Source organism: Shewanella holmiensis (assembly GCF_025370255.1).
GTDB classification, from domain to species: Bacteria; Pseudomonadota; Gammaproteobacteria; order Enterobacterales; family Shewanellaceae; genus Shewanella; species Shewanella holmiensis.
This window is the reverse complement of the sequence record NZ_JAMTCD010000009.1, coordinates 75,837-97,149: the sequence shown is the minus strand read 5'-3', so window position 1 is coordinate 97,149 and position 21,313 is coordinate 75,837. Positions and strand designations below refer to the sequence as shown.

Annotated in this window: 18 protein-coding genes and 1 riboswitch; of the genes, 7 read left to right on the top strand and 11 right to left on the bottom strand. The window is 42.3% G+C overall.

The features are described from left to right. Nucleotides 1–11: 11 nt before the first annotated feature. From mobA to NE535_RS09145, 4 genes are read right to left on the bottom strand one after another with little or no spacing between them, the layout of a single operon-like run. Nucleotides 12–620, bottom strand: a complete 609-nt coding sequence (gene mobA / locus NE535_RS09160) for a molybdenum cofactor guanylyltransferase MobA (RefSeq protein WP_261298331.1) — start codon at nucleotides 618–620, stop codon at nucleotides 12–14. Next, entirely contained in the window at nucleotides 604–1,356 is a 753-nt protein-coding gene (locus NE535_RS09155; RefSeq protein ID WP_371931135.1) for an ABC transporter ATP-binding protein, read from the bottom strand. Before NE535_RS09155 ends, mobA begins: the two co-directional genes overlap by 17 nt. Further along, complete coding sequence (locus tag NE535_RS09150; protein ID WP_261298330.1) at nucleotides 1,356–2,063, bottom strand: ABC transporter permease; 708 nt, start codon at nucleotides 2,061–2,063, stop codon at nucleotides 1,356–1,358. The genes NE535_RS09155 and NE535_RS09150 overlap by 1 nt, the downstream gene beginning before the upstream one ends. Continuing rightward, nucleotides 2,060–2,851, bottom strand: coding sequence for an ABC transporter substrate-binding protein (locus tag NE535_RS09145; RefSeq protein ID WP_261298378.1), 792 nt, complete (start codon nucleotides 2,849–2,851; stop codon nucleotides 2,060–2,062). Before NE535_RS09145 ends, NE535_RS09150 begins: the two co-directional genes overlap by 4 nt. 336 nt (nucleotides 2,852–3,187) lie before the next feature. Between NE535_RS09145 and NE535_RS09140 the strand changes: the two genes are divergently transcribed. Continuing rightward, complete coding sequence (locus NE535_RS09140) at nucleotides 3,188–4,564, top strand: sigma-54-dependent transcriptional regulator (RefSeq protein ID WP_261298329.1); 1,377 nt, start codon at nucleotides 3,188–3,190, stop codon at nucleotides 4,562–4,564. Between the two features lie 44 nt (nucleotides 4,565–4,608). Next, on the top strand, nucleotides 4,609–6,696 hold the full coding sequence (locus NE535_RS09135; protein WP_280925408.1) for a sensor histidine kinase: 2,088 nt from the start codon (nucleotides 4,609–4,611) through the stop codon (nucleotides 6,694–6,696). A 428-nt stretch (nucleotides 6,697–7,124) separates the two neighbouring features. Here NE535_RS09135 and NE535_RS09130 read toward each other — a convergent pair whose 3' ends face one another. The 4 genes from NE535_RS09130 to NE535_RS09115 all read right to left on the bottom strand — a co-directional run bounded on the left by NE535_RS09130 (nucleotide 7,125) and on the right by NE535_RS09115 (nucleotide 13,128). Then, complete coding sequence (locus NE535_RS09130; RefSeq protein WP_261298327.1) at nucleotides 7,125–7,601, bottom strand: GNAT family N-acetyltransferase; 477 nt, start codon at nucleotides 7,599–7,601, stop codon at nucleotides 7,125–7,127. A gap of 306 nt (nucleotides 7,602–7,907) precedes the next feature. Further along, entirely contained in the window at nucleotides 7,908–8,570 is a 663-nt protein-coding gene (locus tag NE535_RS09125; RefSeq protein ID WP_261298326.1) for a 7-cyano-7-deazaguanine/7-aminomethyl-7-deazaguanine transporter, read from the bottom strand. 232 nt (nucleotides 8,571–8,802) lie between these two features. Next, entirely contained in the window at nucleotides 8,803–11,970 is a 3,168-nt protein-coding gene (locus tag NE535_RS09120; RefSeq protein WP_261298325.1) for an efflux RND transporter permease subunit, read from the bottom strand. 9 nt (nucleotides 11,971–11,979) lie between these two features. Then, the gene (locus NE535_RS09115; RefSeq protein WP_261298324.1) at nucleotides 11,980–13,128 is read right to left on the bottom strand and encodes an efflux RND transporter periplasmic adaptor subunit; all 1,149 of its coding nucleotides are present in this window, start codon (nucleotides 13,126–13,128) and stop codon (nucleotides 11,980–11,982) included. 630 nt (nucleotides 13,129–13,758) lie between these two features. On the opposite strand from NE535_RS09115, the gene NE535_RS09110 reads away from it, so the two are divergent. After that, a complete protein-coding gene (locus tag NE535_RS09110; RefSeq protein ID WP_261298377.1) occupies nucleotides 13,759–14,376 on the top strand; it encodes a TetR/AcrR family transcriptional regulator in 618 nt (205 codons plus the stop codon). Nucleotides 14,377–14,388: 12 nt separating this feature from the next. On the opposite strand, the gene NE535_RS09105 is transcribed toward NE535_RS09110, so the two are convergent. Beyond that, nucleotides 14,389–15,078 carry a DNA-3-methyladenine glycosylase I gene (locus NE535_RS09105; RefSeq protein ID WP_261298323.1) on the bottom strand — a complete coding sequence of 230 codons (690 nt, stop codon included), beginning with the start codon at nucleotides 15,076–15,078 and terminating at the stop codon, nucleotides 14,389–14,391. A gap of 84 nt (nucleotides 15,079–15,162) precedes the next feature. Then, nucleotides 15,163–15,693: a thioesterase family protein gene (locus NE535_RS09100; protein ID WP_261298322.1), complete on the bottom strand. Its 531-nt coding sequence runs from the start codon at nucleotides 15,691–15,693 to the stop codon at nucleotides 15,163–15,165. 149 nt (nucleotides 15,694–15,842) lie between these two features. Beyond that, nucleotides 15,843–16,036: riboswitch (FMN riboswitch) on the top strand. A 93-nt stretch (nucleotides 16,037–16,129) separates the two neighbouring features. Between NE535_RS09100 and ribB the strand changes: the two genes are divergently transcribed. Continuing rightward, nucleotides 16,130–16,786, top strand: coding sequence for a 3,4-dihydroxy-2-butanone-4-phosphate synthase (ribB, locus tag NE535_RS09095; protein ID WP_261298321.1), 657 nt, complete (start codon nucleotides 16,130–16,132; stop codon nucleotides 16,784–16,786). Nucleotides 16,787–16,909: 123 nt separating this feature from the next. Continuing rightward, nucleotides 16,910–17,386 carry a DM13 domain-containing protein gene (locus NE535_RS09090; protein WP_261298320.1) on the top strand — a complete coding sequence of 159 codons (477 nt, stop codon included), beginning with the start codon at nucleotides 16,910–16,912 and terminating at the stop codon, nucleotides 17,384–17,386. 190 nt (nucleotides 17,387–17,576) lie between these two features. Here the strand turns inward: NE535_RS09090 and prlC are convergent, their stop codons facing one another. After that, nucleotides 17,577–19,616 carry an oligopeptidase A gene (gene prlC, locus NE535_RS09085; RefSeq protein ID WP_261298319.1) on the bottom strand — a complete coding sequence of 680 codons (2,040 nt, stop codon included), beginning with the start codon at nucleotides 19,614–19,616 and terminating at the stop codon, nucleotides 17,577–17,579. Nucleotides 19,617–19,983: 367 nt separating this feature from the next. Here prlC and NE535_RS09080 point away from each other — a divergent pair, with 367 nt between their 5' ends. Both NE535_RS09080 and NE535_RS09075 read left to right on the top strand, forming a co-directional pair. After that, nucleotides 19,984–20,679 carry a hypothetical protein gene (locus NE535_RS09080; protein ID WP_261298318.1) on the top strand — a complete coding sequence of 232 codons (696 nt, stop codon included), beginning with the start codon at nucleotides 19,984–19,986 and terminating at the stop codon, nucleotides 20,677–20,679. Nucleotides 20,680–20,778: 99 nt separating this feature from the next. Next, nucleotides 20,779–21,309, top strand: a complete 531-nt coding sequence (locus tag NE535_RS09075) for a hypothetical protein (RefSeq protein ID WP_261298317.1) — start codon at nucleotides 20,779–20,781, stop codon at nucleotides 21,307–21,309. The last annotated feature ends 4 nt before the right edge of the window (nucleotides 21,310–21,313 follow it).

The window sequence follows — 21,313 nt, the reverse complement described above, 5'->3', positions numbered from 1 at the left end:
CTCTATTTTAGTTACTGCGCTATTTGCTCGGCTAGTTGTTGTTTTTGTTCTGGTGTATTGACGTTAATAAATGCGCTGGGTTGATCGGCAAAACTGGTCACTTCATAGTGATGTTTAGCATACCAAAAATCGATTTTACGTTCGCCCGCATCTAAAAAGGCTTTCATGGAATCCCGTAAACTGGGTTTGAGTAATAACACCACAGGTTGCTCGCGTTTACCGTCGCTAGCCACCACAAGTTCGGCATCCGTTTGTTGCATAGTAGCCAGCATTCTACAGGCTAAGTCATGGGGCAGAAGTGGGCAGTCACAAGGCACTACCAGTAACAGATCCGCCTGAGTGTGACCCATGGCAGTGATCATCCCAGCAAGAGGACCTAAGTAACCAGAATCCATATCACTCATCACCTCATAACCAAACTCGCTATAACGCTGTTGATTTCGATTAGCGTTGATCATGATGCGCTGCACTTGCGGCGCTAAACGGTCAATAGTATGGCTTATCATGGGTTGGTTATTAAGCTCTACTAAGCCTTTATCATCACCGCCCATGCGTCTTGCCATACCGCCCGCAAGAATGACGGCTTCAATTGTTGGTGAGTGTTCATTTGGCGATGACATAGTGAGATCCCATTACTGAATTATCTTGTTGAGTGTCTAAATTAGGTACATGTTGACTGGTATGGATGACTTGATCTTTGATATGCCAATGTTGTTGACATAATGCCGTTAACCCACAGGTTTGATGGCTACTGATCAGTAAACCTGTGCCTTCAATTTTCAATTGATTGATCATCGCCAGTACCAGTCGCTGCGAATGTTTGTCCATATTTGAAATCGGCTCATCCAACATCAGCAACTTAGGCTGACAAATCCAGGCTCTTGCAATGGCAAGACGTTGGCGTTCACCGCCAGATAAATCACTGGCTGAATGTTGAAGTAAATCTGATAATTGTGCCATATTGATGGCTTGTTCAAGACGTTGTTGCAGTGCCTTAGTGCGGATTTTTCTTACGGGTAATCCATAGGTAAGGTTGTATTTTACCGTGCCATCAAACAAATAAGGGTGTTGATGTAAATACACGGCTTTACCCAGTAATGAATCAGACTGCCACCATGCTGGCCGACTAAAACCTTGGCTGAATACATAACCTTGTGAGGGCTTGAGTAATCCAGCCAATATTTTCATCAGCGTCGATTTACCCGATCCATTATCGCCTTGCAAATAAATCACATCGCCTTCTACAAAACGCAGTTTGTGAGCACTGAATAACCTGCGAGCGTCAAATTGCATTAATAAATCAGTAGCTTCGACAGCTGCTTTAATCTGTGGCGGTAAAGATGTCGATTGGATCATTAATGGCTCCTAGGCAGGGCTTTACCCCGTAATGAACCTAGTGCGAAATTAAGCACTAATGCCAAAATCAACAATACTAACCCCAAGGCAATGGCTTGGGCAAAATCGCCTTTGCTGGTTTCTAATGCAATCGCGGTAGGAATATTGCGGGTGACATTCATGATATTCCCACCGACCATCATAGAACAACCCACTTCGGTTAAAATACGGCTGAAAGCGGCAACAATGGCCAGTAATAAGGCTACCCGTAACTCACGACACACGGTCCAAATCGCCATTAGCCAATTGGCGCCTAAGGTGCGTGATGTTTCCCATGCGCGGCGATCCACACTGGCAAATGCTGCTTGTGATAAGGCCACTAACACTGGCGCGCAAATTAACATTTGCCCAAATATCATGCCGTTTTGGCTAAATAACCATTTTAAGTCACCCATGGCACCGTTGCGCGTCAGTAATAAATACACCAACAAACCAATCACAACAGTGGGAATGGATTGTAAGGTTTGAATTAAATTAGTCACAATCCAGCGGCCAGGAAAATGCGTAAATGCGAGAAAAAATCCCAGCATTATAGAAGGAATTAAGGTGATAAAAAGTGCCGCAAACGAGACGGAAAAGGACACATTAATAATTGACCATACATCGGGGTCAAAAGATAGCAGCAAGCGAAATGCTTGCTGCAAAAGGGCTAACCAGCCTTCACTCATTTTTGATAAGTTGCCTTAAACAATTGCTCTCCTTGCACTGTGAATTCATTAATCATTTTTTGTGCTTCCGGACTGATTAACCAGTCACTTAATGCTTGTGCACCTTGATGATTTAGCTCTGGGTATTTTGTCGGGTTGATTAGCATCACTTGATAAGGATTCGCTAACTCTTTGCCACCTTCAAAACTAATGGTTAAATCCAGTTTAGCCTTAAAAGCCACAAAAGTACCACGGTCTGTTAACGTGTAAGCTTGTAACTCGTTAGCCATTAATAAGGTTTTACCCATACCTTGGCCTACTGAAGTATAACCTGCAAAATCGGTTTTTACGTTAGCTTGCTGCCATATCTCTAACTCTTTCATGTGAGTGCCAGAGTTATCACCCCGTGAGATAAAGGCGCTGGGTTTTGCTGCAATACGCTCAAACGCTTCAAGCACACTTTTAGCATCATGGGCACCTGCAGGATCATTTTTAGGTCCAAGTACCACAAAATCATTTTCCATTAAACCACGTGGTTGTACGCCATACCCATCTGCAACAAACTTAGCTTCAGCCACTGGAGCATGTGTCATAACAATATCAACATCACCCTGGCTTGCAAGTTTAATGGCTTGCCCTGTTCCGGTCGCAATAACTTGTACCGAATAACCCGATTTTTTTTCAAACGTAGGTAACAATGCGCTTAATAAACCTGAGTTTTCAGTGCTGGTGGTGGTGGCTAGTTTGATAACACTATGCGCTTCGTGCTCATGAGCTTGTAAAAACGGGCTAAAAGCCAAGCTACTCATTATGCTAAATGAGGCGGTAATACAGGCGATTTTTTTAAACATGAATCTATCCTTTTATACAGTGGTTATATGGCATTATTTAATGCAAAGAACATTAACCCTAAGGTAAATAACAGCTAATGTAGCCCAATGGCTAGCAAGTTAAATGCCAACTGCTTTAAGTGCAAATTCAGTTCACGCCAAAAGCTTAATTTGTGAAGCAGATCCCACGGTGATGAAAAACACATAAGACAAATTGTCCCAAGGTCACTTTTCAGTGGTTCATACTGACCTAACTTGTATCATAAGGTGCTAAAGTGAGTTCAAATTGAGTCAAAATGTCCAACCGGAGCGGTAATGAGTATGTCTACCAGTGTGAATACCAGCATGTCAGTGTTAATTGTTGATGATGAACCCGGTATGCGTAGTTTTTTATCCAAAGCGATGCTAAAAAAATTCGCTTTTGTGGAGACAGCATCAACAATTGCCGAAGCCGAGCTACTTCGCAGTCAGGGACATTTTGATGTATTAATTGTTGATATTCGTTTACCCGATCGTTCAGGCATTGAGTGGCATGAAGCGTTAGATGACACCGACCGTCAATCCGATATTATTTTTATGACGGGCTATGCTGATATGGATGTTGCCATTAAAGCCTTACGGGCGGGAGCATCTGATTTTATTATGAAGCCGTTTCATCTTGAGCAGATGATGACGGCAGTTGATCGCTGTATTGAAAAACGCTTACTTAAACGTGAAAACTTTATGTTAAAACGTGAGCTTTCCCATGGTCAATCGTCAACGATCATTGGCAGTAGTGACGCTATTAATGAAGTGAAACAAGTTATTGAGCGTGTGGCGCCGACCAATGCAGTGGTATTGATTGAGGGAGAGTCTGGTACAGGTAAAGAGCTTGTCGCTCGGCAGTTACATCAATTAAGTGGGCGAACTGGCCCGTTTGTTCCGGTAAATTGTGGTGCCATTGCACCAGAGTTATTAGCCAGTGAATTGTTTGGTCATATTGCCGGTTCATTTACTGGCGCTAAAACCTCACGGGAAGGATTATTTAATTTTGCCTCGGGTGGCACCATCTTTTTGGACGAGATTGGTGAAATGCCAATGAATATGCAAACTGCATTATTACGGGTACTAGAGCAGCGTGCTATTCGGCCCGTTGGTAGTGAAAAAGAGGTCAATATTGATGTGCGAGTGGTGGCCGCCACTAACCGTTTGCTGGTGGAAGAAGTTGAAAGTGGGCATTTTCGTCGTGACCTCTATTACCGCTTAAATGTGTTGAATATTTTGATCCCGCCTTTACGTGCTAGACCAGAAGATGTGGTTGAATTAACGCATCATTTTACTGTTCAAATCTCCAAAGATTTAGGCATTAAACCTGTGCTCTGGAGTCATGAAGACCTACAAGTATTAAAGCAACATGAGTGGCCGGGTAATATTCGTGAATTGAAAAACATGATTGAGCGTTGCATTTTGTTGGGCAAGCCGCCGGCGGAATATTGGAAAAAATCAGCTACGACTGAAACCATTGAAAACAGCGGTTATCCACTGGATTGGACTTTGAAAGCCGTTGAAAAAGAGCATGTCACCAAAGTAGTCGATGCCCATGAAGGGAATAAGTCTGCCGCAGCAAGAGATCTAGGAGTGTCTCGCAAAACGTTAGATAGAAAGTACAAAGATTGGCTAGGGCATACTTCTGATGAGCAAGAGGAAGGGTAACTGTGTCTTTTTTTAAGCGAATTTTTAATATCAGTTGGCAGCAAATGCAAGCCAAAGTGCGTTATCGGTTATTAATTTTAACACTGCTCCCTATTCTACTGACGCTTGTTAGCCTAGTTTTTATTACCATTTATTGGAATATTAGTTACACCAGCCAGCAGCTATTTATGAAGGTAAAGGCTGATTTAACCGTTGCTGAAAACACGCTGGAGCAAGTGCAAAATCGCCAAGAGCAACAACTGGTGCATGTGGCAAATTCATGGGCATTTCAAACCGCTTTTAAACAGCTACTTCAAGATAAGCACAATCAACAGGCACGTAAAACCATTGCCGAAGTGCTTAATCAAACTAAGCAACAGCTTAGTTTAGACTTCTTGCGGGTGGTCAGCGCGGAACAGCTTAATGGCGATACCGACTTAAATGCTTTGTTGCGGAAAAAAACTAAGTCACCTTCTTCAGGCATGATGGTGTTGTCACCCAAACGCTTAAAAGAGATTGATCCACAATTAGCGCAATATGCCGTCATCGATTTAAAATCGACTCAAAGGGCGCTTGAACCCACAAAAGATCAGGAAAAGCGTGGGTTAATTAGCCGCAGTGTATTGCCAATTATCAACCCAGACTCATCGGTATCTTGGTATCTTGATGGCGGAAACTTGCTCAATAGAGATACTGCGATTGTCGATTACATTCGTAACTTGGTCTACGACAAAGGCACCTTACCTGAGTTGTCTATCGGCACAGTAACCGTATTTTTAGACAATGTGAGAGTCAGTACCAACGTACCGATAAATGCTTCATCCTCGCAGTATTCAGATCAAAATCGCGCTTTGGGCACATTGGTCTCAGAAGAAGTGAGAGAAAAAGTGTTACTGGGAGGCCAACCTTGGGTAGACAGAGCATTTGTATTTAACGACTGGTATATCTCAGCCTATGCTCCCTTGCTTGATATCTACGGTAAGCGTATTGGGATGGTATATACCGGATTTTCCGAAGGGCCCTTTATCAATAATTACCTGTTAAATATCATCGAACTGGGCAGTATTCTCATGTTGGTGTTGTTTATTTCGGGGCTATTGGTTTATCGCGGCGCATATAGCTTGTTAAAACCGATTGAGCGAATTCATCACGTTGTCAAAGCGGTGCAATCTGGTGGCAATGTGCGCATTGGCGAGCTAGGGTTAGACCGAGACAACGAACTCGCAAATTTAGCCGAACAGTTTGATAGCATGCTGGATTTATTACAGCGTCGTAATTTGCAAATTCAGGCCGCGGCAGAACAGCTTGAAGTTAAAGTCGAACAAAGAACTAAAAGTCTGCAAGATAAAACGGAAGAGCTACAACGCAATGTGGCATTATTGAATGAAACCCGTCAGCAATTGGTTACCAATGAAAAACTTACCGCGTTAGGAGAGTTAACAGCAGGTATCGCTCATGAGATTAATAATCCTACCGCGGTGATTTTGGGTAACATGGAGTTATTGAAATTCGAGCTGGGTGACCAAGCTGAACAGGTTTCAGAAGAAATTGAATTGGTTATTCAGCAAGTTGGGCGGATCAGCACCATTATTCGCAGTTTATTGCAGTACAGTCGTCCGGGCGAATTTAATGCTCCGATTGAAATGCATCAGGTCACGCCCATTGTAGAAGAAGTACTAGTATTGGTGCGTCATTCAATTCAAAAGCAACAAGTGGTGCTGATTAAAGAACTCAACGCTAGTTGCCCGGTTGAGGTCAATCGTCCGCAGCTTCAGCAGGTATTAATTAACCTGGTGGTGAATGCCGCCCACGCCATTGAAGCCAAAAAAGAGCCCACTCGAGAGCGTATCTGGATCCGAACTCATGACTGGCTGCAAAACGATGAACCCATAGGGGTTAAAATTGAAGTAGAAGATGAAGGCGTCGGGATCAGTGCTGAGCAGCTGAGCCGTATTTTTGATCCTTTTTATACCACCCGCAAAGATGGTACAGGCTTGGGATTATCATTAAGTTACGGCATTATTAAGCGCCTTGGCGGCACGATTGAAGTGAAATCGACTGAAGGTAAAGGCACAGTGTTTATTATTGGACTTTACTACAAAGCCAAAGATGAACACACCAATAACCCTTACGATGGCTTACATTTTAGTTAACCTCAGTTTGGAATGGCAGTGGCGATAAAGCAGCTGCTTATTTATGCCAGATATTGTGTTAATTTTTATGAAGGAAGAATGAAAATAGGCTGGTGGTTGAGTTGTCAATACGCCTTATTACCAACTAAAAATGCCCAGTTTGAGGTAACGACTCAAATGTGAGATTTATCGTTGGCGATTATTCATCTTTGACTCAGAGCTATCATGGGATTTTTGGTAAAAAAAAGCCGGATGATTAATCCGGCCACAAAGAGTGTGTGAGCAATGTCGTGCTTGCGAACTCAGCGGAATAATAAAGGTGATGAAGCTTTAAAATGTAAACTGAGCTTTGGAACGCACATAAATAATAATCATTCTCATTATCGTTTGCAAGCATTATTAAAAAAGTTATTTAGGCTTTACATTACCATCATTCAAAGTCTGCTCGGCTACTGACTTGCTGTCAGATTAAGCTGTTTTTGTAAATGCAGTTTATGCTGGCTAATATTACTTTGATCGGCTTCTATCGCCGTAATTTGATAGTGACGACTGACCAGCATATTCAACATGGCATTAAAGTGGTTACGAGTTTTTACAGATAGAGTGGCATAACCTTTATGTGCCGCCCACTTTTCTTGGTATTCCAACATCGATTTAGCTAAGCCTAACTGACGAAAATCGGGTAATACGCCACCTAACCAACTATAAAACTCAGTATCGTGTCTGGCATAGCCTAATTTGAATCCAGCGGCCTCACCTTCAACGTAAGCAATTAAGATTAAGCAAGGTGTAGCGCTTAACCGCTGTTGAATATCCGCTTGGGTGTGTGGACAGTCTAATTCTGGGACTTGTTGCGTCAATTGGGCGATGAGTTGGCAAACTGTGTCGGTTGCATCGGTAAATTCACGAATTTCTAAATTGTACATCTAAGCTCTCCACAAGCGGTATTTGGGACATTTAAAGCCGGATATTATAACAGGTCTGTCCAGTTGAGTTTATGATTAATTTAAGCCTATAGTTGAACGGAAACTCTGTTGTATCTTCAAGTGCTTAACGAGAAAGGGTGTTTTAGATAGGTACAGGTGTAGGCTGGTTTTACAATATTAGGGAATAAAAAAGCGTGATAGTTTTCACTATCACGCCATGGTAGTACTGAAATGTTGAGCTAATTTAGTTCACATAAGTAGGTGGTTTGTTATGACTACTTATCTCCGCAATGCGGCAATAGCGTGTTATAGAATTCGTACAGAGTGCTGGTGAGTACTGAGCAATTTATCTTGTAATACTCGCAGTAACACTCCGTAAGCCGGTAAGAATAACCCCAAGCTAACAATTAATTTAAAACCATAATCTATGGTGGCAATTTCAGGCCAGTGAACTGCCATAAAGGCATCTGTTGAAGCGTAAAATGCCACACTGAAAAACACCAATGTATCGACAAAGTTACCTATCAAGGTTGAAGCTGCAGGCGCAATCCACCATGCTCGTGCCTGTCTTAATTGGGCAAATACAGTGATATCCATTAATTGCCCTACAAGGTAGGCAACGAAGCTAGCAAAGGCGATACGAAAGACAAAAGTGTTTATTTCTAATAAGGCACTAAACTGCTGAAATTGTCCTTGATGGAATAATACACCAACTAAATACGACACAACTAAAGCGGGCAACATAGCTTTAAAGATAATTTGCCTAGCGGCTTGTTGGCCAAAAATACGTACCGTGAGATCTGTGGCTAAATACACAAATGGAAAGCTAAAGGCCCCCCAGGTAGTGTGATAACCAAACACTTGAAAAGGTAATTGAACCAGGTAATTGCTGGCGCAAATAATCAGTATATGAAAGCTGACTAAAAATAGCAGCGCACGACGCGTTTGCGTCTGAGTAAGTTTTAACATCTTGTGGCCTTTTTATTTGGGTTAGGCGGGGTGAGGGAACCCGCAAATTAATTGGCTTCAAGTGCATTGACACTCAAAGTCTGTACAGAGATTTATTATGATTATGGCTTGTTCATTAAACCCCATCATTATTTAAATGATAGCGGGTTTCGACAAGGGGGCGGGATAATACCATCGTCAATAAAAAAAGCCCAGCATAAGCTGGGCTAATTTTTACTCAACTCACAAGGTCTTAGTGGTCAGACTTATGTGTTGTTTCGGCTGGCGCATCAGAGGTTTTTTCCGCTTCAGCTTTATTTTTCTTGCGGCTGAATATGCTTTCTACCACAACAAAGAATAATGGAATAAGGAATATACCTAAGAATGTCGAGCTCATCATACCGCCAAGTACACCGGTACCAATGGCATTTTTACTGCCTGAACCCACACCGGTACTGAGCGCTAACGGAACAACACCGAAGCCAAATGCTAATGAGGTCATTAAGATTGGGCGTAAACGCACTCGTACAGCATGCAGTGTCGCTTCGATTAATCCTGCACCTTTATCATAGAAGTCTTTAGCGAACTCAACGATCAAGATGGCGTTCTTGGTTGCCAGCCCCACCGTGGTTAATAAGCCAACCTGGAAGAATACGTCATTAGGCAAACCGCGGCCATTCATTGCAAGTAAGGCACCAATTACCCCAAGCGGAACCACTAACACAACCGCAAATGGCACTGACCAACTTTCATATAGTGCAGCAAGTACTAGGAATACAACCAGAATTGATAATGCATACAATGCTGGAGCCTGGTTGCCTGATAAACGCTCTTCATAAGATAAACCGTTCCACTCAATACCAAATCCTGGTGGTAACTGCTCAACCATTTTTTCAATGTCGCTCATGGCATCACCGGTACTATAACCAGGAACCGTCGAGCCCTGAATATTCACCGCAGGTAAACCATTGAAGCGCTGTAATTGTGGCGAGCCATAGTTCCATGAACCTGTTGCAAAGGCTGAGAATGGTACCATTTCGCCTTTGGAGTTACGCACATACCAAGTGTCTAAATCGCTAGGTTGCATACGGTATTTCGCATCACCTTGTACGTAGACTTTTTTCACGCGACCACGGTCAATAAAGTCATTCACATATGAACCACCCCATGCAGATGCAAGTACACTATTGGCATTATTAATATCAATGCCTAATGCCCTTACTTTAGCGTGATCAATGTGAATTTCGTACATTGGCGCATCTTCTTGACCGTTAGGGCGAACACCGACTAAGTTAGGGTTTTGCGCTGCTAAACCGAGCAATTGGTTACGGGCTGCAATTAACGCATCATGGCCTTGGCCACTTCTGTCTTGAAGATACAAATCATAGCCATTGGCGGTACCCAGTTCGATTACCGCAGGCGGAACGAACGCAAATACCATGGCTTCTTTAATTTGCATAAAGTAACCCATCGCACGGCCAGAAATCGATTTAACGTCTTGCCCTGGCGCTTCACGCTCTGACCAATCTTTTAAACCAACAAATGACATCCCCATATTTTGGCCCATACCAGCAAAACTGAATCCCGCAACACTGAAAACAGATTTTACTGTGTCAGCTTCTTGGGTAAGGTAGTAATCACTGATATTTTCTAGCACTTTAACGGTGCTTTCTTGGGTTGAGTTAGTGGGCAAAATCGCCTGGGTAAATAAAATACCTTGGTCTTCATCGGGTAAGAATGCCGTTGGCATGCGCATGAAAATCCAAGCGGTTGCAATAACCAACACAAGATAAATGCCCATCATACGGAAACTACGTTTTAGAATTTTAGCGACACTGGCTTCATAACGTGATGTCATGCTATCGAACATACGGTTAAACCAACCAAAGAAGCCGGTATTAATATGCGTATGACCCTTAGGCAATGGCTTTAACATAGTGGCACACAGTGCAGGTGTTAAAATCAAGGCAACTAATACTGACAATGCCATCGCTGACACAATCGTAATTGAGAACTGACGGTAAATCACACCCGTTGAGCCAGACATAAAGGCCATAGGTACGAATACTGCTGAAAGGGTTAAACCAATACCGACAAGTGCGCCAGTGATTTGATCCATCGACTTACGTGTCGCTTCAAGAGGGCTTAACCCTTCTTCAGCCATCACACGTTCAACGTTTTCTACCACAACGATGGCATCATCCACCAACAGGCCAATCGCCAATACCATAGCAAACATGGTTAGCGAGTTAATCGAAAAGCCCGTCGCTGATAAAATCGCAAAGGTACCAAGCAATACTACAGGTACTGCAATCGTTGGGATCAGTGTTGCTCTGAAGTTCTGTAGGAACAGATACATAATCAAGAACACTAATACGATTGCTTCAATTAAGGTGTGTACTACGCCTTCAATCGATTTTTCAACGAATGGGGTTGTATCGTAAGGGTAATAAATTTCTAAACCATCAGGGAAATAGGCTTGTAATTCACCTAAACGCTCACGAATATTCTTGGCGGTATCCAGCGCGTTTGCGCCAGTTGCTAATTTAAAGGCTAATCCAGAAGCAGGCTTACCATTGTAAAACGATTCAACAGCATAGCTTTCTGCGCCAAGCTCAATTCGGCCAACATCTTCAAGATAAACGTTTGCCCCTGACGTATCAGATTTTAAGATAATACGTTTAAATTGCTCGGGCGTTTGTAGGCGGCTTTGTGCGGTCACAGTCGCATTTAGTTCTTGGCCTGCCATTGCTGGAGCACCACCAAGTTGACCGGCTGAAACCTGGGCATTTTGCTCACGAATCGCCGCCATGACATCAATACTGGTTAAGTTGTATTGGGTCAATTTTAGAGGGTCAAGCCATATGCGCATCGCATATTGCGCACCAAATAGTTGCAGCTCACCCACACCTGGTACACGGCTCATTGGGTCTTGAATGTTTGCTGCAACATAATCAGAAATATCGTTTTTTGCTAGCGAGCCATCTTCAGATACAAACGCAGCAACCATTAAAAATCCAGCACTGGATTTGTTAACATCAACACCCTGCGATTGCACTTCTTGAGGCAATAATGTCATTGCCGCCTGCAGTTTGTTTTGCACTTGTACTTGCGCAATATCAGGATCCGCTTCGGCGTTAAAAGTTAACGTCACAGTGGCATTACCAAAACTGTCACTGCTTGACGAAATATAACGTAGATGGTCAATACCCGTCATTCGTTGCTCAATAACCTGAGTAACGGTGTCTTCCATGGTTTTAGCCGATGCACCAGGATAAAACGCAGTAATCACCACGGTTGGTGGCGCAATACTGGGGTACTGAGCAACGGGAAGGCCTTTAATGGCCAATATCCCTGCTAGCATAATAAGAATTGAGATCACCCAAGCAAAAATAGGGCGATCAATAAAAAAGCGAGCCATAGTATTGTCCTATTTTTGTGGAGTTTCTTCAGTTAATACCTGTGGAGCAACTTTAGCGCCAGGACGAATTTTTTGTAAACCTTCTACGACTAACTTGTCACCAGAAGAAAGTCCATCAATGATGCGCCAGTTGTTATCAATCACTTCAGCCGTGGTAACAATGCGTACTTCGATGTTGTTGTCAGAGTTTACCACCATCGCCATCGCCTGCCCCTTAGTGTTACGCGTAATGGCACGTTGCGGCACTAATATCGCTTGAGGATCTTTACCTGTATCTAAACGGGCACGAACGTACATGCCAGGTAATAATACACCGTCAGGATTAGGGAACTCAGCACGTAATGTCACAGAACCTGTTGCTTCATCAACGCTGACTTCAGCAAACTGCATAGTGCCTTGCTGATCGTAAGTAGAGCCATCTTCTAGAATAAGTGTCACCGCCGCATTATCACTTTTTAGTAGCTTGCCAGCTTTCAACTTACTTTTAAGACGTAATAGTTGGGCGCTAGACTGAGCAATATCAACATTGATTGGATCAAGCTGTTGAATGGTTGCCAATGTATTGCTTTGATTCGCTGTTACTAAAGCGCCTGCCGTCACCGATGATTTACCGATACGGCCAGAAATTGGCGCTTTTACTTCAGTATATTCAAGGTTGATTTTTGCTGTATTGATTGCCGCTTCAGCAACCGTAACAGAGGCTAAAGCTTCTTTATAAGCCGCTTTCGCTTCATCAAAATCCTGTACGCTAACCGCATTGGTTTTCACTAACGTTTGGTAACGTGCAGCTTTGGCTTTCGCTGATTCTAAGGCTGCATTAGCACGTGCTAAATCGGCTTCTGCGCTGACTAAAGCGGCTTTATAGGTAGCCGAATCGATTTGATAAAGAGACTGACCTTTAGTCACTTCTTTACCTTCGATAAATCCACGCTCAGTAATAATACCTGATACTTGTGGACGCACTTCCGCTTCTAAAAACGATTTACTGCGACCAGGTAATTCAACTTGAATCGCTTGAGATTGGGCTTCTACAATCATTACGCCAACCGGAGTAGGTGGACGCTCTTGTTGAGCTTGCGCTCCATCGTCCTGTTTGCCACAGGCTGTTAACCACAACGACGCAGTGATGACTGCGGCAATTTTCAATGCTTTGTGCATGAGAGCTCCTACTCCTAATGTTCCTCATCTAAATTTGATTCAGTATGAGAAGTTGTGCAATTTAATTCGAACTGTCTATTTTGCTTCGTTGCGGTCATTACGCATAGTGACTATGAGTAAAGCCGAAGCGTTAAATTGTAAATAAATACGTTAACTAGCTTAGTTGATACGAAGTTGTTAACGGTTTTGGTTTGAATTATCGATTAATCGATAATGTCAGTAAAAAAGCGTCTACAAATTGTAGTTAGCTTAACTGCTAGATGTTGCAATTTCATTAGCAAAATGGTGCTACTAGCTGAAACTTTTTCTAGTATTTCATTTTTTGATAAATTTGTCTGTTATATGTTTTACTGACTTTTCATTGTAAAACAGGTGTTTGTTGGCATAGTTCTGAACTGCCATCGTATTAATCGCTTGAACCTGTAAGTCATTTAAGGCACTAGTTTGTTCACATATTAAGCTATATATCAATAAACATCATTAAGTTACTACGGGAAATGCTATAAAAAGCAGCTATCCATATTTTTAATTACACAAGTAAACTACGCGGTGTATTTTATGGATTTTAGCTTGAAAAGTAAACTGGCCAGTGTAAAATAGTTTTGTTAACTTTAATGAATATATAGCGTGATGACGACTGAAATGAAAAACCGCAGCCAGTTAAAACGACAAGCCATCATTGATGCAGCTAAACGCATGTTTAAAGACATCGGTGTCACTGCAAGTAGCATGGATAAATTGGCTGAGGAGGCGCAGGTTTCAAAGCGCACTGTGTATAATCATTTTGCCACAAAAGAAGCCTTAGTCACGCACCTAGTAAGTGAGTTATGGCAAGACGCGATGATTAAAAACCAAGGTCGTTATCAGTCAAGTATTGCATTAGACAGTCAATTAGCCGCCATTATGTTAACTGAAATTGAAGTCATCAACTCACAGGAACATATTGATTTAGCTCGGGTAGCGATTGGACATCTGTTTTATAGTCGTGATGAAATGACACGAGAAATTGAAAAAATGAAACAGCAAGAAACAGCACTGATCCGTTGGATAAAAGCCGCACAGGCTGATAACAAACTGCAACTAGATGATGCCAATTTTGCCAGTGATCAATTAATGTCATTACTGAAAGGCCATTGTTTTTGGCCACAGGTACTCACTTGCAAACCGATATTGACCGATGTTGAACGTCAGCATTTAGCTCACGAAACGGCCCAGATGTTTTTAAGCCGCTACCAAGTTGCGAGTTAATCGATAAGCTATTTAAAGATGATTATCGCCTACACCCAAAGAAATAATACGGCTAATTTCAGCTAAATTGAGCCCGCTTTCCTGCTGCCAAGCATTAAATGCTACCTGTGTTTGTTTCAACCCCGTTTGTGAGCTGAAGCCAGCATCAACAACTTTTTTCGCCTTTAAATAGCCTTGAACATCATTCGACAGCAAAAAAGTATCCTTACCAATCGAGCGTAAAAAATAAGGCCCAGTATTTCCGCCTAAACGGGTGCCTTGTTTTTTCAGTAATTGCCATAAACTAATAATGTCATCAGTTGGCCAGTGAGCAATAAGTTCAGCAAAGCTACCGTGCTTTGCTGATAAAGCTTGCACCATATATGCATTATCAATAATGGCTTGGGTTTTCTTTTGATGGCGAATAAGCGTGGCGTCAGTTGCACGTTGTTGAATTTGCTCGGGTGATAACATCAAGACTTTTTGCGGCTCAAAATCAAAGAAGGCTTTTTCGTATGCGGGCCATTTATTTTCGACTACGCGCCATACAAAACCACTTTGAAAAACCCGTTTAGACATAGCAGATAATAATTCGGCATCGCTATATTGGGCAATTTCATTGCTTGATAAGGTATCGGGCAATAACGCCTCAACAATCGCTAAACCGCCTTTTCGTTCACATGCGCGCGATAGAATATCGGCAAATTTTTCTAGCTTAGCCACAAATGCTCCTTACTTTTCGGATTTATTCATTTGAACATCATTAAAACAAAACAGCCATCAATACGATGGCTGTTTGAGTGTAGATTAGCTATTACGCTCTTTTTTGAGCTGTAGAAACTGCTTCCACTTCACTACTTCTGCTGGTAACTCAGGCTTGTCACCATAGTAACCCGCTTCAGAAACTAATGTTTCAATTGGCACTTGTTTACGATTACACACAAAAACACCACGTACATGAACAATACAATGTAGGCCTCTTGCCGTAATAAAGCGTTGTTCAATATAAAAGTATTTCTCATCCCAACCGACAACCTTGGTTTCTATTTCAAACTTTTCGAACGGCTTAATGTCGCGGATATAGGTAAACTCTGAAGCGTTGACAATCGGCATCCATTTCATTTTCAGAAACTTCTTCATCAATCCCATATCGGCAATCATATAGGTGCGCGCTAAATCCATAAACGCAGGGTAGCGTGAGTTGGTGAGATGCAAGTTAACATCACAATCAAATGGTAAAGCACGATAGCTAATTCGGCTGGTATCCAAAAAACTAATACCTGGGCAATGACGAATGCGCCACAAAAATAACCACACTAATCGAAAATACAGATTCATTTATTACCACTCCTTTGTGAGCGAAACAGGCTAACAGAGGTCATACCAGCTATCAAGCAGAGTTTATGTGATTTATACACACGTTTGTTTCATCACTTGATTGAACTTAGCTAGTTTGGGCTTTACTATATCCGGGCTGAATTTCCAGCATGAATTCTCAGGGCGGGGCGAAATTCCCCACCGGCGGTAAGTTGATTTACCTATTTTTAGCACTAGGTAAACAATAAAGCCCGCGAGCGCTCGATTCGTCGAGGTCAGCAGATTTGGTGACTTAGTATTACTCGTAAAGTAATGACTACTATTCCAGAGCCGACGGTTACAGTCCGGATGAGAGAGAATAGCAACATCACCAGTAGATATTTTCTGCTGGTGCGATTCTATTTGGTGTAAAACCCCTCTTCAAAGCCCTGATTCTGGTCAATTTTTAGGAGTAACCATGAATCAGTTATCTTTACTTTCACCTTTTGGTGAACCACTTACCCGAGTTGAAAAAGCCATTGAAGCGCTTAAGCAAGGCAAGGGTATCTTGTTACTGGATGATGAAGATCGTGAAAACGAAGGCGATTTAATCTATTCAGTTGAACACTTAACGGCTGCACAAATGGCATTAATGATCCGTGAATGCAGCGGCATTGTGTGTCTGTGTTTGACCGATGCACAAGCGAATAAGCTCGAGTTACCGCCGATGGTGGCAGACAACAATAGCGCGAACCAAACCGCATTTACCGTGTCGATTGAAGCCAAGGTTGGCGTAACCACAGGTGTTTCGGCACAAGACAGGGTCACGACAGTCAAAACCGCGACAGCTGCCAATGCCAAAGCCAGTGACTTAGCAAGACCGGGTCACGTATTTCCATTGCGTGCTCGCGCTGGCGGGGTATTAACACGTCGTGGTCACACCGAAGGTACAGTTGATTTAATGCAAATGGCCGGTTTAGGCGAGTCAGGAGTGTTGTGTGAAGTGACAAATGAAGACGGCACTATGGCGAAAACGCCTGAAATTGTCGCCTTTGCTTTAAAGCATAATATGCCAGTACTCACTATTGAAGATATGGTGATGTATCGTCAGCAGTTTGATTTAAAGTTGGCTTAAATGGAGTAAACCAGCGATAGCTACCATCGCTGGTTTTATTAACCCCAGTTTTGGTCAATAAACATATAACACAGCATGTTGCATCAATAATGGTGTAGCAACTCCATTTTAATTTGAGGCGTTATGCGTATTAAAACTTTGTTTTTATTAGTAAGTCACTTAGTGGTCGGGACGATGGGAGTTATACTTGGCATATATCTGTTACCCATCATTACGGCACCTGTGGCACCGACTGCCTCAGAAATATCGTTGCTTGTGACCCAAGCACAATATAAAACCACGTTTATTAGCGATCTCACAGACAGCGATATACTTCACTGGGGCGAGGGGGATGTGGCAGTAGGCCCACATTTTATTACCCTAGCTGGGACGTTGGCGCCAGGGCCAGATTATCAACTTTATCTTGCCTCCGAATTTGTTGAAACAGAAGCAGACTTTATGCGCTTAAAGTCGACAATGGTGAGAGTAGGAGAGGTGAAAACCTTCGAAAACTTTATTGTGCCAGTACCACAAAATATTGATCCAGCTAAATATAATACTGTGATTGTATGGTGTGAGTCTTTTAATCAGTTTATTACCTCAGCACAATATCAACATTAGCGTTACTGAGTGAGTTAAAACGATATAGTAAAAGCTTAAGTTAACTCGTTTACTTATCTTTTAACCCTCGATGGGGTTAAAGATGAATTCCTCGTCATTGCATAACGACTATTTATTTCGGTAGCAAGAACAAAGGCGCTATATAGCGCCTTTGGGTTAAAAGATAAGTGAATCGTTTATTTCAGATTAATTAAGCCGCGATACCGCTGTGGCGTAATAATGCATCAGTGTTTGGCTCGCGACCCATAAAGCGTTTAAAAAGCACCATAGGTTCTTCGCTGCCGCCCATTTCTAATACATTGTTTAAGAAGCTTTTTCCTGTTTCAGGGTTGAAAATACCTTCTTCTTCAAAACGTGAAAATGCATCGGCAGATAACACTTCAGCCCATTTATAACTGTAATAACCTGCAGCATACCCCCCTGCAAAAATATGGGCGAATCCATGTTGGAAACGGTTAAAGCTTGGCGGTGTGAGTACGGCAATTTTGCTGCGAACTTCATCAAGAATACCTTGAATGTTAGCTCCTTTAACTGGGTCAAACTCATGGTGCATTCTGAAGTCGAACAATGAAAACTCAAGTTGGCGTAACATCATCATGCCTGATTGAAAATTCTTAGCTGCAAGCATTTTATCAAGTAACGCTTTTGGTAAAGGTTCACCAGTTTCAAAATGGCCTGAGATTTCAGCCAAGGCCTCTTCTTGCCAGCACCAGTTTTCTAAAAATTGACTAGGTAATTCCACCGCGTCCCAAGGAACACCATTAATGCCCGAAACACCGCCAACATCTACCTTGGTCAACATATGATGAATACCATGACCAAACTCATGGAATAAGGTCACCACTTCATCATGGGTAAATAATGCCGGCTTGCCATTGACTGGACCATTAAAATTGCAGGTTAGATACGCAACCGGTTTTTGAAGTCCGCTAGAGGTGATACGGCGACCACGGCAATCGTCCATCCATGCACCGCCACGCTTACCTGTGCGGGCATATAAATCTAGATAAAAGCTACCTCTGTGGGTGTTTTCTGCATCAAAAATATGGAAGAACCGCACATCTTTGTGCCATGAATCAAACTCTTGCTCTTCTTTAATTGTTAAGCCAAATAGTTTATTAACGGTGAAAAATAAACCCGATAGCGCTTTGTTTTCAGGGAAGTATGGGCGTAGTAATTCTTGAGACACTTCATATTTATGTTGTTGCAGTTTTTCGGCGTAAAAACTTAAATCCCACGATGCCATTTCAGTGACATTATAATGTTCTTTGGCAAAGGCACGCAGTTCAGCGAGTTCACTTGCGGCTTGATCTTTTGAGCGTTTACCCAGCTCATTTAAAAAGCCAAGCACCTGTTCTGGCGTTTCTGCCATTTTGGTTGCCAATGACTCATGGGCATAACTCTCAAAACCTAAGAGGTTGGCAATTTCATGACGTAACGCCACAATTTCGTTCATGTTGTTTGTGTTATCAAATTCACCCGCATTAGGGCCTTGATCAGATGCGCGAGTCACAAAAGCGCGATAACATTCTTCACGTAGTGGGCGATTTTCACTGTATGTCATTACAGGTAAATACGATGGGAAATCTAAAGTAAATAGCCAACCTGTTTGCTCGTTTGCTTCAGCCATCGCTTTGGCGGCGGCAAGTGCCGATTCTGGTAAGCCGGCAAGATCTGCTTCGTCAGTAATCAGTTTGGTCCATGCTTGAGTCGCATCCAGTAATTGGTTTGAAAAATTACTGGTTAGCTCTGAAAGACGTTTAACAATTTCACCATAACGCACTTTATCGGCATCGCTTAAGCCAATACCGGATAATTTAAAATCACGCAGGCTATGTTCAATAACGGTTTTTTGAGCTTGGGTCAGTTGCGCAAAATCGGCGGATTGATGAATAGATTTATAGGCTTCATAGAGTCCTTGGTGTTGGCCGACGTATGTGCCGTAATCAGATAGCAGCGGTAAACACTCATCATGGGCTTCACGTAAGTCGTCACTGCTGATGACTGAATTCATGTGTGATACCGGAGACCAGACTTTACTCAGTTCGTCATCAACTTCTTCAAGCGGGGCAATCAAATTATCCCAAGTGTAAACCTTATTCTTAGCGAGGAGTTCGTCAATACAACTACGGCACTTCTCAATGGCTTGTTCCACTGCTGGCTTAATGTGTTCTGGTTTGATTTGCGAAAAAAGTGGTAATTCTGTTCCACTTTGCAATGGATTGCTCATGATGTGTCCTCGAAGAATAAGCGTATGGATACTTTATGAGGGCTTGAAGGCTGAAAATCAAGTCAAGATGGATTATCCCTTGATCATCAATAGATAATAGGTTTCGTTATTAAGTTACCTAACTTAAAAATTGCCGCAAGAAAGTGATGGTGATCTCGATTTTAATTTACACGCTATTTACACTCTCAATATTGACAATTAGATCGCAAATGCAACTCGTTATCATTCCTCTTTGCTATTTTGTTGGTTAATATAGGTAAAAAATTGTCAATCGCTGTTAACAGATAGAGTTATCACTATGATCAAACGGGCTTTTTTATCAGTAAGTTTACATAAATTTCTTGTTACTTTGATCCTATGGACAGCCATGCTGTCTTTTGGTGGCGGGATAACAACAAATGCGCAAGCTAAGACTGGGCCCGAGTTTGCATTTGACCTAGCATGGGACAGTCAATATATCTCCGAAGGTCGGGATAATTTAGACAAAGGCGGCATTGTTTGGGGAGTTGCTAGTGTTACAGATGGCGATTTAGTCACTTTTGTGGCTTTAGGTCGTGGCGATCAAACGCATTATATCGAGTGGAATTTCGGTCTTGAATATACGATTCATTTAACTGAAAAATTTGAAGCAACCCTAGGCTACCAACGTTTAGAATTTTATGGCGATGATCGTGGCTCCGACAATGAAGTATTCAGTTCATTAACTTACACAGGGGTTGATTGGCTAATACCTGCTATTCATTACACCTACGCAACAGAGGCTGGTGGCTATTTTGTTGAAGTTAGCTTACATAGCCCATGGGATATCACTGATAAATTAAGCATCACACCTTACGTTCTGCAAGGTTTTGACTTTCAATATGTTACCGAAGAGCATGATGGCGCAAATCATATACAGTTTGGTGTTGAAGCGGCTTATGCGATATCCGATAACATAGCATTGAGTGCTCATCTTAGCGTCACACAAGCCTTGGAGGATATTAAGCGTGAGGCATCTGAAAATCAGATCGTTGACAATTTAAATGAAACCTATGGTGGCGTGCATTTGAACTGGGTATTCTAGATTTTTAAGGTGGTTTGTGTCTGATAAAAATTAGACTACACTTTAAGGCGCAACAGGATGGTTGCGCTTTTCTATCGTTAATACTTGCAAGGATGCATTATGAAACCCATTCCACAGACTTACCTCTTGCCGATTGTTATCGGTGTTATCTCAATTCACCTTAACATTTTTGCCAATGATGAATTGAGTCAGCTTGCGCCTCAAACAGAATCGGCACTAAATACATTGAGTAACGAAAACATTTCTCAACTGGGCCAAGATGGAGTGTTTGACAGTGAAGGCCGGCCACTCAAAATTAATCCACCTTCATTGGCATTAGAATACTACGCAGATGAGGCTTTAGTTGACCGAACATGGGCTTCTAAATCCAAACCTTCTAAATCCAAACCTTCTAAATCAAAAAACAAAGCTTCACCAGCTCTTGCGGCACATAAAGTTGCTAATGATCCTAGTTGCCGTTGGTTAGATAACCGAATTAGTTATCTGCAACGTAAACTTAGACCCGGTACCCAAAATCAACAGCATTTTGAGCGCGAAATGACAGCAAGGTTAGATGAATGGAAGTGCTTGAAATGTGAGAGCAAGGGGCCATCTGAAGGTGATCATGCTCTTTGCCAATACAAGCGCTAGTAGG

Excerpts from the sequence above, each read along its gene's own strand:
- mobA (WP_261298331.1), bottom strand. The coding sequence starts at position 620 with ATGTCATCGCCAAATGAACACTCACCAACAATTGAAGCCGTCATTCTT.
- NE535_RS09155 (WP_371931135.1), bottom strand. The coding sequence starts at position 1,356 with ATGATCCAATCGACATCTTTACCGCCACAGATTAAAGCAGCTGTCGAA.
- NE535_RS09150 (WP_261298330.1), bottom strand. The coding sequence starts at position 2,063 with ATGAGTGAAGGCTGGTTAGCCCTTTTGCAGCAAGCATTTCGCTTGCTG.
- NE535_RS09145 (WP_261298378.1), bottom strand. The coding sequence starts at position 2,851 with ATGAGTAGCTTGGCTTTTAGCCCGTTTTTACAAGCTCATGAGCACGAA.
- NE535_RS09140 (WP_261298329.1), top strand. The coding sequence starts at position 3,188 with ATGAGTATGTCTACCAGTGTGAATACCAGCATGTCAGTGTTAATTGTT.
- NE535_RS09135 (WP_280925408.1), top strand. The coding sequence starts at position 4,609 with ATGCAAGCCAAAGTGCGTTATCGGTTATTAATTTTAACACTGCTCCCT.
- NE535_RS09130 (WP_261298327.1), bottom strand. The coding sequence starts at position 7,601 with ATGTACAATTTAGAAATTCGTGAATTTACCGATGCAACCGACACAGTT.
- NE535_RS09125 (WP_261298326.1), bottom strand. The coding sequence starts at position 8,570 with ATGTTAAAACTTACTCAGACGCAAACGCGTCGTGCGCTGCTATTTTTA.
- NE535_RS09120 (WP_261298325.1), bottom strand. The coding sequence starts at position 11,970 with ATGGCTCGCTTTTTTATTGATCGCCCTATTTTTGCTTGGGTGATCTCA.
- NE535_RS09115 (WP_261298324.1), bottom strand. The coding sequence starts at position 13,128 with ATGCACAAAGCATTGAAAATTGCCGCAGTCATCACTGCGTCGTTGTGG.
- NE535_RS09110 (WP_261298377.1), top strand. The coding sequence starts at position 13,759 with ATGACGACTGAAATGAAAAACCGCAGCCAGTTAAAACGACAAGCCATC.
- NE535_RS09100 (WP_261298322.1), bottom strand. The coding sequence starts at position 15,693 with ATGAATCTGTATTTTCGATTAGTGTGGTTATTTTTGTGGCGCATTCGT.
- ribB (WP_261298321.1), top strand. The coding sequence starts at position 16,130 with ATGAATCAGTTATCTTTACTTTCACCTTTTGGTGAACCACTTACCCGA.
- NE535_RS09090 (WP_261298320.1), top strand. The coding sequence starts at position 16,910 with ATGCGTATTAAAACTTTGTTTTTATTAGTAAGTCACTTAGTGGTCGGG.
- prlC (WP_261298319.1), bottom strand. The coding sequence starts at position 19,616 with ATGAGCAATCCATTGCAAAGTGGAACAGAATTACCACTTTTTTCGCAA.
- NE535_RS09080 (WP_261298318.1), top strand. The coding sequence starts at position 19,984 with ATGCTGTCTTTTGGTGGCGGGATAACAACAAATGCGCAAGCTAAGACT.
- NE535_RS09075 (WP_261298317.1), top strand. The coding sequence starts at position 20,779 with ATGAAACCCATTCCACAGACTTACCTCTTGCCGATTGTTATCGGTGTT.